This window comes from Streptococcus plurextorum DSM 22810 (assembly GCF_000423745.1).
Lineage (GTDB): Bacteria > Bacillota > Bacilli > Lactobacillales > Streptococcaceae > Streptococcus > Streptococcus plurextorum.
This window is the reverse complement of sequence record NZ_AUIO01000001.1, coordinates 368958-384677: the sequence shown is the minus strand read 5'-3', so window position 1 is coordinate 384677 and position 15720 is coordinate 368958. Positions and strand designations below refer to the sequence as shown.

The 15720-nt window shown below is 40.4% G+C and carries 16 protein-coding genes; 15 read left to right on the top strand and 1 reads right to left on the bottom strand.

What is annotated here, in order from left to right:
* The first annotated feature begins 56 nt into the window (after positions 1-56).
* From G575_RS0101865 to G575_RS12345, 11 genes are all read left to right on the top strand, one after another.
* The gene (locus tag G575_RS0101865) at positions 57-1016 is read left to right on the top strand and encodes a glycosyltransferase family 2 protein (protein WP_245562358.1); all 960 of its coding nucleotides are present in this window, start codon (positions 57-59) and stop codon (positions 1014-1016) included.
* 8 nt (positions 1017-1024) lie between these two features.
* A complete protein-coding gene (locus G575_RS0101860; RefSeq protein WP_037622452.1) occupies positions 1025-2329 on the top strand; it encodes a lipopolysaccharide biosynthesis protein in 1305 nt (434 codons plus the stop codon).
* Positions 2298-3014 carry a glycosyltransferase family 2 protein gene (locus G575_RS0101855; protein WP_027971229.1) on the top strand — a complete coding sequence of 239 codons (717 nt, stop codon included), beginning with the start codon at positions 2298-2300 and terminating at the stop codon, positions 3012-3014. The genes G575_RS0101860 and G575_RS0101855 overlap by 32 nt, the downstream gene beginning before the upstream one ends.
* The gene (locus tag G575_RS0101850; RefSeq protein ID WP_027971228.1) at positions 3014-3370 is read left to right on the top strand and encodes a DUF2304 domain-containing protein; all 357 of its coding nucleotides are present in this window, start codon (positions 3014-3016) and stop codon (positions 3368-3370) included. Before G575_RS0101855 ends, G575_RS0101850 begins: the two co-directional genes overlap by 1 nt.
* On the top strand, positions 3360-4127 hold the full coding sequence (locus G575_RS0101845) for a glycosyltransferase family A protein (RefSeq protein WP_027971227.1): 768 nt from the start codon (positions 3360-3362) through the stop codon (positions 4125-4127). Before G575_RS0101850 ends, G575_RS0101845 begins: the two co-directional genes overlap by 11 nt.
* 82 nt (positions 4128-4209) lie before the next feature.
* Entirely contained in the window at positions 4210-5568 is a 1359-nt protein-coding gene (gorA, locus tag G575_RS0101840) for a glutathione-disulfide reductase (protein ID WP_037622448.1), read from the top strand.
* A gap of 232 nt (positions 5569-5800) precedes the next feature.
* Positions 5801-7087 (top strand): homoserine dehydrogenase, encoded by a 1287-nt coding sequence (locus G575_RS0101835; protein ID WP_027971225.1) that lies wholly within the window; start codon positions 5801-5803, stop codon positions 7085-7087.
* A gap of 1 nt (position 7088) precedes the next feature.
* Positions 7089-7949, top strand: a complete 861-nt coding sequence (gene thrB / locus G575_RS0101830; protein ID WP_027971224.1) for a homoserine kinase — start codon at positions 7089-7091, stop codon at positions 7947-7949.
* Between the two features lie 66 nt (positions 7950-8015).
* On the top strand, positions 8016-8288 hold the full coding sequence (locus G575_RS10935) for a GNAT family N-acetyltransferase (RefSeq protein WP_342664492.1): 273 nt from the start codon (positions 8016-8018) through the stop codon (positions 8286-8288).
* 134 nt (positions 8289-8422) lie between these two features.
* A complete protein-coding gene (locus tag G575_RS12350; protein WP_027971223.1) occupies positions 8423-8842 on the top strand; it encodes an ASCH domain-containing protein in 420 nt (139 codons plus the stop codon).
* 6 nt (positions 8843-8848) lie between these two features.
* Positions 8849-9502, top strand: a complete 654-nt coding sequence (locus G575_RS12345; protein ID WP_027971222.1) for a uracil-DNA glycosylase — start codon at positions 8849-8851, stop codon at positions 9500-9502.
* 250 nt (positions 9503-9752) lie between these two features.
* On the opposite strand, the gene plsY is transcribed toward G575_RS12345, so the two are convergent.
* Entirely contained in the window at positions 9753-10391 is a 639-nt protein-coding gene (gene plsY / locus G575_RS0101810; protein ID WP_027971221.1) for a glycerol-3-phosphate 1-O-acyltransferase PlsY, read from the bottom strand.
* A gap of 99 nt (positions 10392-10490) precedes the next feature.
* On the opposite strand from plsY, the gene G575_RS0101805 reads away from it, so the two are divergent.
* From G575_RS0101805 to G575_RS0101790, 4 genes are all read left to right on the top strand, one after another.
* Positions 10491-10952: a GNAT family N-acetyltransferase gene (locus tag G575_RS0101805; RefSeq protein ID WP_027971220.1), complete on the top strand. Its 462-nt coding sequence runs from the start codon at positions 10491-10493 to the stop codon at positions 10950-10952.
* 180 nt (positions 10953-11132) lie between these two features.
* A complete protein-coding gene (locus tag G575_RS10930) occupies positions 11133-12449 on the top strand; it encodes an SH3 domain-containing protein (RefSeq protein WP_051176869.1) in 1317 nt (438 codons plus the stop codon).
* A gap of 526 nt (positions 12450-12975) precedes the next feature.
* Positions 12976-13728, top strand: coding sequence for an ABC transporter ATP-binding protein (locus G575_RS0101795; protein WP_027971219.1), 753 nt, complete (start codon positions 12976-12978; stop codon positions 13726-13728).
* A 2-nt stretch (positions 13729-13730) separates the two neighbouring features.
* A complete protein-coding gene (locus G575_RS0101790; protein ID WP_027971218.1) occupies positions 13731-15695 on the top strand; it encodes an FtsX-like permease family protein in 1965 nt (654 codons plus the stop codon).
* The last annotated feature ends 25 nt before the right edge of the window (positions 15696-15720 follow it).

Here is a 15720-nt window from a genome sequence, read left to right as displayed (position 1 = left end):
CTAACCGCACATATTAAAGAGATGGATATCTCATCAAAAAAAGGAGAAATATAATAGTGGATACCAAAGTTTCAGTAATTGTTCCAGTATACAATTCGGAAGAGACTCTTGAGAAGTGTTTGAAGTCTTTGCTCAATCAGACTTTTAAAGAATTTGAAGTTATTGCCATCAACGATGGATCAAAAGATTTATCTTGGAACATTTTAAAAATATGGGCCGAGAAAGATGCTAGACTTCGAGTTGTTAATCAAGACAATCAAGGTGTTGCTAAAACCAGAAACTTGGGAATAACCTTAGCACGGTCAGAATATCTTATGTTTGTGGATAATGATGACTACGTTGATGAAAACTATATTGAGACATTTTACAATGAAGCTATATCTGACTATCACGATATTGTTATTGGTGGTTATCAGCGAGTGAACACTAAGGGAAAAATTCTTCATCGAGAGGTTTTGAGAGAAACAGAGTGGTCGAAATATATAGTTGTTGCCCCTTGGGCTAGAATTTATCGGAAAAAATTTCTCTTAGAAAATGATATTAATTTTTTTGATTATGGAATAGGCGAGGATGTGGTTTTCAATTTAATTGCTTACTCGAAGACTCAAAAAATAAAAACGATACCTTATGTTGGGTATTATTGGTATTATAATGAAGACAGTGTCTCTAATACCAATCAAAGAGGCCTATCAAAAGATTTAGATATCAAAATTGTATTGCAAGAAATTATGACGCACTGTGGTCAAATGGATCATGCTAGACTGAACTACTACCTCTATAGATACTTAGCATGGTATATGTTATTTTCTGGTCGTTATGCTAGCCCTAGGGTGTTTATGGCCGAATTTTTAAGAAGTAAGCATTTTTTAGATGAAACGAATACTTACAAGCCTGCTCTATTTTCTCCTCTTATCTTAGGAGAAAGTCTTAGAAATCGTATCATTGTTGCTCTTTTTTATTCTATATACCGCTTGCGATTATTACCTCTTTTTTCAAAAATATATTGTCGAGGATAGATTTGAAGATGGCATTGAAAAAAATAACCCTGTCGCGTGTTCAGAGTGGACAGTACGTTTGGAATCTTCTTGGGACATTAGCTTCTGCGATGGTTTCAATGTTCTTTTTGATTGTTTCTACGCGCTTAGGGACCGCACAACAGGGAGATGAGTTTAGTTTTGCTTATACTGTAGCTCAGCAGCTATACGTTATTGGTCTATTTGGTGTGCGTGCTTATCAATCGACAGATATGACGGAGAATACCTCATTTCAGTCTTATGTTATGGTGAGAATTATTACCATAACAATAATGTATATTTTGCTTGCCTGTTATTTATTACAAGGACACTACTCTATAGACAAGTTACTAGTTATTGTTTTTATGACACTTTATAGGTCATGCGATGCTTTTTCAGACGTTTTCCAAGGTTTTTTTCAGCAACACTGGAGATCAGATTTGGCTGGAAAAATATTATTTTTTAGAAATGTTCTCTCAGGGATTGTATTTTTTATGGTAATGAAATTTAGTCAATCCCTACTAATTGCAAGTTTAGCTTTATTTGTCAATAATTTTTTTCTTATTTTTACTTTAGACTTGACAATATTGAGGAGACATTTTGGAAGGTATAATTTTAAGCAGAATGTTCATTATGATGAAGTTCTTCGAATTATACAAGGATGTTTCGTTTTATGTGCTAATGTTTTCTTGCTTAATTATATTTTTTCAGAGCCCAAATTAGTTATTGATAGATTGTTGGAAAATGGTGGTGGCATAGAGGGAATGCAGAGGGATTTTAATGCCTTATTTATGCCTACGTTTGTTCTAAATCTTTTGATTCTTTTTCTTCGTCCACTTCTAACCCAACTCTCTCTTTATTGGAAAAACAAAGAGTCTGTTAAGTTTAGAAGACAAGTGAAACAAGTTTCTTTTGTTTTGTTTTGTTTAAGTTTAATTATTTTGTTGGCAGGATATTTTTTAGGAATCCCCATTTTAAGCTTTGTTTTTAACATTGATTTATATAACTATCAATTAGCGTTTATGATCTTGTTAGTAGGCGGAATATTTAATATTTTTGCAACTTTTATAGATAATGTGATGACCATCTATAGAAAGCAAAATTATCTATTGATAGCTAACGTGATAGCTTTTATTGTCTCCAAAGTGGTGACTGGATATTTAGTGAAAAGTCACAGTATTTTAGGGGCAGCTGTAAGCTTTTTGGGGACTATGGTAGTTTATTTTGTCACAAGTTTGATTATTTGTTATTTTATCGAGAGGGAATTTAAAAAGAGTAGATCATATGAAAGTACTAATGATTATTCCAGCCTATAATGAGGAAGAGAGTATTCTTCAAACGGTAAGGGGAATTATAGATTATAGAAATAGTGTGCCCTTTCAACTGGACTATGTTGTGATTAATGATGGTTCGACAGATAGGACCAAAGCTATTTTACAAGAGAATGGGTTAAATGCCATTCATCTTGTTATGAATCTTGGTATTGGTGGTGCTGTGCAGACGGGCTATAAGTATGCTTTGGACAATGACTATGATGTGGCTGTTCAATTTGATGGTGATGGTCAGCATGATATTCGTTCTTTAGAGAGTTTGCTACAACCGATTGTGATGGATCGGGCTGATTTGGTCATAGGGTCTCGATTTGTTGGTGACAAGCTGTCAGAGTTTCAGACCAGTTTTATGCGCCGTTTCGGTATTAGTCTGATTTCTGCAATGATTAAGCTGACCACAGGGAAGCGAATTTGGGATACGACATCGGGTTACCGATTGGGCAACAAAAAAGTTATTGCACAGTTTGCTCGTCGCTATCCGAGGAAATACCCAGAGCCAGAGTCTACGGTTCATCTGATCAAGCAATCTTATCGAGTAGAAGAAGCGCCGGCCAACATGTTTGAAAGGGCAGGAGGAGTATCGTCAATCACACCTCTAAAGTCCATTCGATACATGGTTGAGGTCTGCTCCTCTATCTTGATTGCCGCACTAATGAAGGAGGGAGAATAATGTCATTTCAAACGCTGGCCATGTTATTGGCCTCAATAGGATTTCTCTACTTTATTTTCCGCAATATTAACAAGAATAAGATTCTTTTTGAGCATGCTTTCATGTGGATTTTAATCGGTTTTGGATTGATTATAATTGCTTTATGTGATGCTATTCCTGTTTGGTTAGCGGGATTCTTTGGCTTTGGTTTGACGTCGAATTTTCTTTTGACAATATCAATCTTTACCTTGCTTGTCATCAGCTTTTTACACAGTATTGCCTTATCACAGCAGAAAGAGCAAATTAAACATTTGGTTCAAGAAGTATCTATGCTTAAGAAGCGACTAGTGGATATGGAGGCAAAAGATGAGCAATAATCATACTTTTGTTATTTGTGCTTATGGTGACAGTCACTATTTGGAAGATTGTATTAAATCCTTGAAAAATCAGGTGATTTCTTCTGAGATTATTCTCTATACGAGCACACCAAGTTCGTATATTGAGCAAATTTGTCACGATTATAATCTTCCAATGTTTACAGCCAAAGGTGGTGGTATCGGTAAAGACTGGAATTTAGCGCTGTCCTTTGTCAAGACCCCTTATGCGACGATCGCCCACCAAGATGATCTTTATTCACCTGACTATAGCCAAAAAATCTTATCCGCCTTAAAGGTTGATACCTTGATTGCTTATTCAGACTATCAAGAGTTGAAGGAGGGAGAGGTTATTCCTTTAACGACGAATTTAAAGATTAAGCAGGTGATGTTACGAACCATGGCGCTTTTTCCACGTTGGAAATGGTGGCGCCAACGTATCTTAGCATTTGGGAATCCCATTTCTTGTCCGGCGGTCACTTATGATTTAAGAAAACTTAAGGATTTTCGTTTTGATGAAGACATGAAAGTGTCGTTGGATTGGTTTGCCTGGTATCAGATTGCACAGAAAACGGGTAGGTTTCAATTTGTTGATGAAAGTCTCATGTATCACCGTATTCATGAAGAATCAGAAACAACGAATAGCATTGCTAACAACCTTAGAACCCAAGAGGATATGGCCATGTACAGTCTCTTTTGGCCAAAAATGATTGCAAGATTGCTAATGAGGTTTTACGTTAAGAGTCAAGACACCAATTAACTATCTCTTCGTAGCAGATTTTTGTCTGCTACTTTTTTTTGTGCTATGCTTGGATTATCAGATCTATCTAAAGGAGAAAATGATGAGCGAAGTAAAGATGTATGACTACATTGTTATTGGAGGTGGCTCTGGAGGGATTGCCAGTGCCAATCGAGCGGCAATGTATGGGGCCAAGGTGATCTTGTTTGAAGGTAAGGCAGTTGGTGGCACCTGTGTTAATGTGGGCTGTGTTCCTAAAAAAGTCATGTGGTATGGCGCTCAGGTTGCGGAGACTTTGAGAGATTATGTCAGTGAATATGGTTTTGATGTGGAGACCAAGGGATTTGATTTTCAGACTTTAAAAGCTAATCGAGAGGCTTATATTGATCGTATACAGGCTTCTTACGAGCGTGGTTTTGATAGTAACGGTGTGGAGCGGGTCTATAGCTATGCTAGATTTGTAGATGCCCATACGGTTGAGGCAGATGGCCAGCTATATACAGCTCCCCATATCTTGGTAGCAACAGGAGGACATGCCCTTTGGCCAAATATTAAAGGTGCAGAGCATGGTATGACATCAGATGGCTTTTTTGCCTTGGATACAGTGCCTAAGCGCACAGCTGTTGTTGGTGCAGGTTACATAGCGGTTGAAATTGCTGGGGTTTTACATGCCCTTGGTTCGGAAACGCATCTTTTTGTTCGTAAGGATAGACCGCTACGTCGTTTTGACAAAGAAATTGTTGAGACTTTGGTTGAACAGATGGCAGAAACAGGTCCAACTCTACATACTTTTGCCCTTCCCAAGGAAGTCATCAAAAATGCTGATGAGACTTTAACGCTAGTGCTTGAAAGTGGTGAAAGGTTTATTGTTGATGCGCTTATCTGGGCGATTGGTCGTCGTCCAAATGTCACTGGGTTTGATTTAGAAAAAACAGGTGTTGCCTTAACGGATAAGGGCTATATTCAATCAGATGATTTTGAAAGAACCACAGTTGAAGGCATTTATGCCTTAGGAGATGTAACAGGTAAGCTTGAGTTGACTCCCGTTGCGGTTAAAGCTGGCCGTTTGTTGTCTGAGCGTCTTTTCAACAAGAAACCAAATGCTAAAATGGATTATAAGGATGTGGCAACGGTTATTTTTAGCCATCCTGCAATTGGTTCTATCGGATTATCGGAAGAAGCTGCTGTCGCTGCATTTGGGCAAGAAAAGATTAAGGTTTACCGGTCAAACTTTACACCGATGTATACAGCATTAGGTAACCATCGTCAACCGAGTAAGATGAAGCTGATTTGCTTAGGTGATGATGAAAAGGTCATTGGTCTTCATGGTATTGGTTACGGTGTGGATGAAATGATTCAAGGCTTTTCAGTAGCCATTAAAATGGGGGCAACAAAAGCTGATTTTGACAATACAGTAGCCATTCATCCAACAGGCTCAGAAGAATTTGTGACCATGCGTTAGTTTGGTCGTGATTTAGAAATAAGGGTTTTGAGCTGATCACCTTAAATGTCTGAGGTCAAAGGTGGAACCTTCTTGATTGATGGTTAAGTCCAATGGCTTAATGCCTTATCATCCCTGAAACCTTTGGTTTTAGGGATTTTTGTTCTTTTGGTTGAGCTTTTGGAAGATAAATTTCAGTCAATTCTGAAACTATTTGATATAATAGACTGTAAGAGTCTTGTGGAGGTTAGATATGACGATTAAACTAGGTTTATTAGGATTTGGTACGGTAGCAAGTGGGATTCCTTTTCTTTTGACAGAAAACGGTGCTAAGATTTTTGCAGGTGCTCAATCAGAAATTGAAATTGCTAAGGTTTTGGTGAAAGATGAGGCTGAAAAGGAGCGTCTGTTAGCTGCAGGGCATAACTATCTTTTTGTCACCAATGTTGAGGACATTATTGGGGATTCAGAGATTGATATTGTGGTTGAGTTGATGGGGCGTATTGAGCCTGCAAAGACCTTTATCACAACTGCTCTAAAGGCAGGCAAACACGTGGTTTCGGCTAATAAGGATTTGATTGCTAGTCATGGTAAGGAACTGATTGAACTGGCACGTGAGCATCATGTGGCCTTTTATTACGAAGCTGCTGTTGCAGGTGGTATTCCGATTTTGCGCACGTTGGCTAATTCGTTGACTTCTGATAAGGTCACACGTATCCTAGGAGTGCTTAACGGAACATCTAACTTTATGCTGACTAAGATGGTTGATGAAGGCTGGTCTTATGAAGCGGCATTAAAGCGTGCCCAAGAGCTTGGCTACGCAGAAAGTGACCCAACCAATGACGTTGAGGGGATAGATGCGGCTTATAAGGCGGTGATTCTCAGTCAATTCGGTTTTGGGATGACAATTGGTTTGGAAAACGTCGCGCACAAAGGGATTTCGACCATTAGCACAGAGGATGTGGCTGTCGCCCAACAGCTGGGTTATGTGATTAAGCTCATCGGTTCGGTTGAAGAAACCCCGTCAGGCTTGTATGCAGAAGTCACACCGACCTTTGTGCCTGTGTCACACCCACTAGCAAGTGTCAAAGATGTCATGAATGCTGTCTTTGTAGAGTCTATCGGCATTGGCCAGTCAATGTATTACGGACCTGGTGCTGGGCAAAAACCAACAGCCACAAGTGTTGTTGCAGATATTGTCCGTATTGGTCGTCGCTTAAAAGACCACACAGCAGGTAAGTCCTTTAATGAATTTAGCCGTGAAACGAAGCTATCTGCTTTGGAAGATGTCAAGAGTCGCTATTATTTTGCCATTGAAACGCCAGATATGGCAGGTCAGTTGTTGCGTCTCTCTGAAATTTTCAATAGTGAGGCTATTTCTTTTGAGCAAGTGATTCAAAGAAAAGCAACCAGTACCTCAGCACGTGTGGTTATCATTACTCACGAGATGAGTAAGACCTCTTTAACAAATGTGACGGAGAAACTGGCAAGCGTTTCAGATTTTACCGTCCTCAACACCTTTAAAGTCTTGGGAGAATAAGATGAAAATTATTGTACCAGCAACTTCAGCTAACATCGGACCAGGCTTTGACTCGGTAGGGGTTGCTTTGTCAAAGTATTTAACCATTGATGTCAAATCAGCAACTCATCAATGGCAGGTAGAGCATGATTTAGGTGATATTCCACGAGATGAACGGAATCTATTGGTTGCGACAGCCCTGAAGGTGAAGCCGGATTTAACTCCGCACCATCTAGTTATGACTTCAGATATCCCTTTGGCAAGAGGATTGGGTTCTTCTTCATCGGTTATCGTTGCAGGCATTGAGTTGGCTAATCAACTTGGAAGAATGGGTTTATCTGATGCGGAAAAGTTACGGTTAGCTACCGAAATCGAAGGTCATCCTGATAATGTTGCGCCAGCGCTTTTTGGCAATCTAGTCATAGCTTCTTATGTCGATCAGGAGGTGAGCTACTTAGTATCTGATTTTCCAGAGTGCGCCTTTCTTGCCTTTATTCCGAATTATGAGTTGAAAACTTCGGAGTCTCGTGGGGTGCTTCCGCAGGAATTGACCTATAAAGAAGCTGTGGCAGCATCTTCAATTGCCAATATGGCTATTGCAGGCTTGTTGGCAGGACATTTAGAGGTAGCTGGAAAAGCGATCCAAGAAGACCTTTTTCATGAGAAATACCGTCAAAGCTTAGTGAAAGAATTTGCTCCAATCAAAGAGTTAGCCAAGGCAGAAGGTGCTTATGCAACTTATCTATCTGGAGCAGGTCCAACGGTTATGGTCTTGATTCGTCAAGAAAAGGCTAGCAACCTACAGTCAGCAATTGAGCGCTTAAACCTTGATGGCGAAGTCCATATCCTTAGTGTGGATACCAAAGGAGTCAGGGTAGAATAGAGAAAGGTTTCCATGGCTAATACCATGGAAATTCTTGTAGAGGAGATGGGAGTAAAGGAGGAATGTATGATTCATTATCAAAAAAACGGTGCGATTCGTGTTGAGGCATTTAAGGCAGTACTTGAAGCATCAGGGATCAACAGGCCAGTAGATGATGTCCCGAGACTGAAAAGCATGATAGAAGGAGCTAATGTCACCTGGACAGCATGGGAGTCCGAAAAACTGGTCGGGATTGCAAGGTGTTTGACAGATTTTTCCTATGTTTGCTATGTGTCGGATTTAGCAGTTGATAAGGCTTATCAACATCAGGGAATCGGAAAAAGCTCCTTGAGAAGCTAAGAGAGGATCTTGGCGATCAGGTCAATATTGTCCTTTTAGCAGCGCCGTCGGCTGTTGATTACTATCCAAAGGTTGGTTTTGAAAAACACCCAGCTGCTTATATAATTCCAAGAAAACCATATTAGGAGAAGATGATGGCAAAATATGGCGAGCTACAAGCAAAATATCCAGACCTTGAGGTCTGGGGACATCCTGCAGAATATGCTGACCTCTATGACTTGACGGTGTCTGGTCACAAAAGAGCAACCTCGTCTTGGTTTGCAGAATACGTGGACTTAGAGGATTTGGATAAACCAGGTAACCGTTCTATCATGTTGGACAATCCCGAGCACCCCACTCAAGAAGTGTTGCTGGTGACGGATAAGGTGGTACTTGAGCGGTTCAAGGATATTTCCCCTGAAACGGCTCGAGCTAATGGCGAGGGTGATGGGTCGGTTGCGGACTGGCAGCGCATTTTTGGTGATTTTTGGAAACGTCATCTGCCGACTGTTGGTTTGACATTTTCAGAAGATGGCGTTGTTGTAACGGAATTTTTCCATGTGGAGGAGGTCTAGGAGATTATGCAACATTCGACATGGCACGATAAGATAAAAGCAGTTTTACCAGAGCATTATTACGCGAAAATTAATGCTTTTTTGGACAGGGTCTATCATGAGGGGGTTATTTATCCGCCGCGGGACAAGGTTTTTGCGGCTTTACAACATACTGCTTATGAGGAAACAAAAGTAGTCATCTTGGGACAGGATCCCTATCACGGTCCAGGTCAAGCCCAAGGCCTATCTTTTTCAGTTCCAGAGACTATAGTCGCTCCGCCATCTCTCCAAAATATTTTAAAGGAGTTGGCTGAGGATATTGGGGAAAAGACAAGTCATGACTTGACGGCTTGGGCTGATCAAGGGGTGCTTTTGCTCAATGCCTGCTTGACAGTACCAGCAGGTCAGGCCAATGCACATGCCAATCTCATTTGGGAGCCTTTTACGGATGCGATTATCAAAGTGCTTAATGACAAAGAGACACCTGTTATTTTTATTTTGTGGGGAAGCTATGCGAGAAAGAAAAAAGCTCTCATTACGAATCCCCTCCATCGCATCATCGAGTCTGCCCATCCTAGTCCTCTTTCAAGCTACCGTGGCTTTTTTGGAAGTCGGCCTTTTTCAACCACCAATCACTTTTTGCAGGCCAGCGGTCAAGAGCCTATTGATTGGCTTAAGTAAGGGAAGAATAGGCAGGGTGATCCGTCTCAGATTTATTGATCAGGCTATCCAGATGCTCAGAAATAGGATTTTAGAATGCAAAAAGGAGCCTTATCGCGCTTGAAACGGTTAAGGTAATATGCTTAGCAAAAAACTCTCAAAAGCCTCTTTTGGTTAATGCTTTTGAGAGTTTTTTTGATAGTGAGAGCAAAGAAAAAAGATTGAAGCAACCTAGCAAAAGGGATTTGCCTTCAATCTATCCCAGAAGGGGTTATTTTTTTCTTTGTTTGCTGAGATTCAATCCCCAAGGAACAAGATTTTCAGATTTATTTTGTATGCGCTGGATATTTTCCTTGTGACGAATTAAAATGACAGTGGAAATCAGGAAAATAATCAGGGTAAATAGCCAATTGTAACTTGTTAAGATAAAGTTGAAGCTTGGGAAAATCAGCACGCCAAGAAGGGCTACGATAGCAACCGTGATGCTTGATAGGGAAATCATGCTATAAAGGTAGAGGGTAATCAGAAAGATAGCCAGTAAAAATAGCAGAAACACTGGAGAAAATCCAAGAAGCACTCCTGCGCTAGTTGCGACAGCTTTCCCCCCTTTAAAGTGGGCAAAAATCGGGAAAGTATGCCCCAAAATGGCAAAGAAGCTAATAGCAAGAGGGGAGAGAGCTGATCCGCCAAACCAAATCGGTAGCAGGACAGATAAGGTCCCCTTTAAAATATCGATAAGCAGCACAGCCAATCCAGCTTTAACCCCTAAAATACGAAAGGTATTGGTGGTACCTGTATTGCCGGAGCCATGTTGACGTAAGTTAATATTGAAAAAGTATTGTCCAATCCAAAGACCGGTTGGAATAGAACCCAGTAAGTAGGCAGTCAGAAGATAAAGTAATGTTGTCATGTTTCCATTATAGCATAAAGACCGATCATTTTCGAAAAATTCTGATCATTATCCCCTTTGTGCTATAATGTTAAAAGTAAAAAATAAAAGGAGTAAGTAATGATTAGAAGAGCCACAGAAGCAGATATTCCTGCCCTACAAAGGCTATTAGGGCAGATTTTAGAGGTGCACCATCAAGCAAGGCCTGATCTTTTCAAGAAAGAAGGATCAAAATTTAGTGATGATGAATTGCGACAATTATTGGCTGATGACCATAAGCCTGTCTTTGTTTATGAAGATAAGGGAGCTATCATAGGTCATCTTTTCTTGGAAATAAAAGTGACCACCTCCCCCGTTCTAGAGCCGATTAAAAGCTTATTCATTGATGATTTGTGTGTCGATGAAGCTGGGAGGGGAAAAGGTATCGGTCAACAGTTTTATGACTTTTCCTTGGCCTATGCCAAAGAAGAAGGATGCTATAACCTAACACTCAACGTCTGGAATGACAATCTAGGAGCTCTGCGATTTTACCAAAATCAAGGCATGAAGCCCCTCCATACCCAGATGGAAGTGATTCTCTAATACCTTTTAGAGTAGACAAATATTAAGTGAGTTGAAAAGCTCTGCAAATGAAAGGCAGCCCATCAACCACCACACCACCTAAGAAAAGTATCAAAAGGATTCTCTAAGATTTTAGAGAATTTTTTTGATTTTCGAATAGTTAGATACAGGCCTGCAAGTTTTTAATCAAAGGAGAAATGAATGCAAAAAACGATGCCAGGTGTTTTGATTGGCAAATCGACGTTTAAAATAGCTTCGCTAATGTTAGGTATGTGTCTGATAGGTGGAGTGGTAGCAACCCATGATAATGGTATATTTTCACCTACAACCGTCAGTGCAGATACTCTTTCTTATGCTCGTGGAGATGATTACCCTGATTATCTGAAGTATGCAAGAGCAGATTCGGTCGTAGATCCTTGGAGATTGTGGAATAGAGAATGTACCTCTTTTGTCGCCCATCGTTTATCCAGTGTGAATGGATTTGAGCTCCCACCTGCTTATGGCAATGCAGAAGAATGGGGAAATAGAGCAAAAAATGAAGGGTATGTGGTCAATCATATTCCAGCTGTTGGGGCGGTTGCTTGGTGGAGCAACAACCATGTGGCATGGGTATCTGCTGTTCTTGGAGATTCAGTAGAGATTGAAGAGTATAACTTTCACAATCCCTACCCCCATCTCTACAACAAACGGGTCATTAAGTCCAATCAGGTCAGTGGATTTATTCATTTTAAGGATTTAGGGGATGTCACGTCCTTTAGTCAGTCTAACCATCTGTCCACTAATTTAGCCAGCCGTGGACATTATACCTTTACCCAACCAGGTATTGTTCGAAATGAGCCGAAGCCGTCGAGCCCGGAAATGGCTCGCTATAGTATCGGTCAGTCGGTCTATTACGATCAAGTGGTTGAAGAAAATGGCTATAGGTGGCTTTCCTATCTTTCTTATTCCGGACATCGGCGTTATGTAGCCGTGGAAGCTTTGCCAGCAACTCACTCTCCTAATATGACGGGAAATCTAGCGATTACCAATCAGAATGATGCTCAGGGAACATTTGATGTTGTGATATCAGGGGTTAGGTACTCAGATTTGAATACGGTGCAGGTTCCGATTTGGTCAGACCACAATGGTCAAGATGATTTGACTTGGTATCTGGCTAGGAAAGAAAGTGACGGTAGCTACAAGGTTACCGTAAGTATTGCAAATCATCAGAATAACCGCGGTCTCTATCATATTCATCTCTATTACCAATCGCTATCAGGGCACTTAAACTTTGTTGAAGGAGGAGCTAAGACGATTAAGATCTCTGAGACCTCAAAACAGACTTTACCAGCTAGCGGGCGTTTTACCTTTACTCAGGCGTCTGCAGTGCGAAATGCTCCTAGCATGAGTAGCCAAAGTATAGCAGTGTATGGTGCAGGGCAGTCGGTTTATTACGATAGCATCTTTGTCGCAGAAGGGAAACAATGGCTCTCCTATATTTCTTATTCAGGCATTAGGCGCTATGTTGCAGTGAATTAAAATAAGCCAGTAGCAGCATCTCGTTGGGCAACGAGGTGTTTTTTAGCATTAGCTTACAAATTTGTAAGGTTTGGAGGAGAAACTGTAAGATTAGCACTTCGTTTTTTTCGGTACAATAATACTATCAAAAGAAAGCGAGGGGTTTAGATGCGTAAACTGGGCATTTTAGGTTATGGAATCATGATTTTGAGTCTGATAGGGATATCGCTTTGTGCGGCAGGTTTTAAGAGAAAAATTGACTAGGCAATAGTTGGTCATGCGATGCCGTCTATTTTTAGTGATAAAATAGGAGACGGGCAGATGCTTCTGCTTCGGGTAGAACTAAGCCCCTATTTATTTTGGGGAATCAAAAGTGGTAAATATCTGCTATAGTAGTAAAAGTAGCTTGAGAAAATAAGAGGTTAGCTGTTTGGCAAGTCATGTCACTGATGAAACTTATGCCATTGCGATAAGAATTTTACTGCCATTGAATCAGCTATCGTTAAACACATTTATCAAAAATCAAAACAAAAAGAGGAATAATGACATGTTTTTACAAATTAAACACTTAGAGAAAGTTTACCGTACGCGCTTTTCAAAAGAAGAAACAAAGGCTCTTCAGGATGTGGATTTTAAAGTTGAAAAGGGAGAATTTATCGCGATTATGGGAGAGTCAGGCTCGGGGAAAACGACCCTCTTGAATATTCTTGCGACTCTTGATAAACCGACAAAAGGAGAAGTCATCCTTAATGGAGAAGCGATCACTCAAATTAAAGAGAGTAAGTTGGCAGAGTATCGTTTGAAAAACCTAGGCTTTGTTTTTCAAGACTTTAACCTTCTAGATACCTTGTCGATAAAAGATAATATCTTCTTACCTTTGGTCTTGGAGCGCCAATCTCATTCAGAGATGGAAAATCGTCTCAAGGGATTAGCTAAGCGTTTAAAAATAGATAATCTCCTTAACAAGCGTCCTTTTGAGTTATCAGGGGGGCAAAAGCAACGTGTAGCCATTGCTCGTGCTTTAATCACGCATCCTCAGCTTTTATTAGCTGATGAGCCGACAGCAGCTCTAGATTATAAAAATTCAGAAGAGTTATTGCGACTTTTTGAAGATATCAATCAGACCGGACAGACCCTTCTGATGGTTACGCATTCTGCAAATGCAGCGAGTCATGCTAAGCGCGTGCTGTTTATTAAGGATGGGCGCATTTTCCACCAACTCTATCGCGGGGAGAAGTCTGTAGCGGACTTTAATCGTGAAATTTCCATTGCCATGTCGACGCTTTTAGGAGGTGAGTAAGGATGTTTTACCTCAAATTAGCTTGGAATAATATCCGAGCTTCAAAGAAGGCCTATGCCCCATTTTTATTGGCTAGCTTTGTCCTTTACTGTTTAAGCAATGCCATCATGCTGATTATGTTTAGCCCTATGACAGAAGACATGAAAAAGGCGGTTTATATTTTACCGCTAGGGATTGTGGTGTTAGCCATCATGTCTATTGTTATGGAGATTTATAGTTATAATGTTCTGCTCAAACAACGGACAAAAGAATTTGGTCTTTACAATATTTTAGGGATGAATAAAGCTCAGATTGGTTGGATTTCCACTTTGGAGCTTGGTATGGTTTATCTGCTTTTAATCGTACTAGGGACAGTCTTTTCAGGAATTTTTGCCAATTTTCTTTATCTAGTTTTTGTTAATATCGTGAATTACGATCAGTTACTTTTGACCTTATCGCCACTAGCTTTTATCCTTAATGCCTTACTTTTTGGAGTGATTTTTCTGATCTTGGAAGTGTATGGATTACGCTTCATTAGAAAAACCTCGCCTTTAGATCTTTTCAGAAGTAGCGAGAAGGGGGAAAAAGAGCCTCGCGGAAACCTTATTTTGGCTCTGCTTAGTTTGCTTTGCTTAGGGACAGGTTACGGCATTTCCCTTATTTCAGGAAAATTAAAGGCTATAGAATTGATTCTCTATTTCTTTGGTGCTGTTGTTTTAGTCATCATAGGAACTTATCTGTTTTACATTAGTTTTATGGCTTGGTATTTAAAGAAAAAACGGAGCAACACCGCATATTATTACCAGCCGAAACATTTTATCACCATTAGTCAGATGATCTTTCGGATGAAGGCTCACGCTGCTGGGCTTGCTAGCATCACACTCTTATCTGTCATGGCTTTTGTCTCAATTGGAACGACAACCGCCTTATATGTCAATACGCACGCGCAAGCGGAACGTAATTTCTTGATGAATACCCGCATTGCTACGGATGTGACAGCCTTTAAAGAGGCAGCCAGTCAAGCAGAAACTTATCTTCATCACAAGCTGGGTGATGATAAGCAGCTGATTGCCTACACCACCTTTATCCTTCCGATGTCTCTGACAGATGATTCGCATCTGGTTGGAACAGCTGAAGATCTCTTACAGCCGGATGTGGATACGGGTTACGTGTATCTGATTAGCCAAGAAGATTTTAGGGCCTTAGGCAATGATATTCCAAATCTTGTAGAAAACCAAGTCCTTTTCTATAACCAAACAGGTGACAGCAACTACAAGACCGTTACCCTAAACTCAACTTACTTTCAAGTGATTGAAAACCTTACTGAGGCAAAGATGCCAGATGTCCAAGAGACTTATAACGGTGCGGTCATGGTTGTTGCGAGCGAGCAAATAGCAGACACTATTGTTTCTGAGTTTCAGGAACTCGTCAAAGAGCAAATCACATTTGCTCCAACCAAACACACCATTTACCTTGATTTAACGGACAAAGAGATGAAGGCACTAGGTCTTGATAATAATGTGGCACTCCATGATGCCGATGGCAACTACCTCGGATGGGTATCGACCAAGCAGGCTTATTTTGATGATAGTTATAAAATCTTTGGAGGAATGCTCTTTACAGGTGTCTTGTTAGGGATCAGTTTTCTTCTAGGTGCTGCTCTTATCATTTATTACAAACAGTATTCAGAAGGTCAGGAAGATAAAAAATCTTACAAGATTCTTCAAGAGGTAGGTATGGCCAAAGAAGCGGTTAAAAAGACCATTGCCTCACAGACTCTCCTTGTTTTCTTTATGCCACTAGCTGTTGCAGTGCTCCACTATACGGTGGCTATTCCGATGCTGAAAAAAATGCTCTTTCTCTTTGGGGTACAAGACAATTATTTGATTTATATAGTGGCAGCAGGGACAACTTTAGCGGTTGCTCTCATCTACTTTGCTATCTATAAATTGACCAGCCGCACCTACTACAAAATTGTGGAAAGGTAAGGAAAGTAGCGCTCGTCGCTACTTT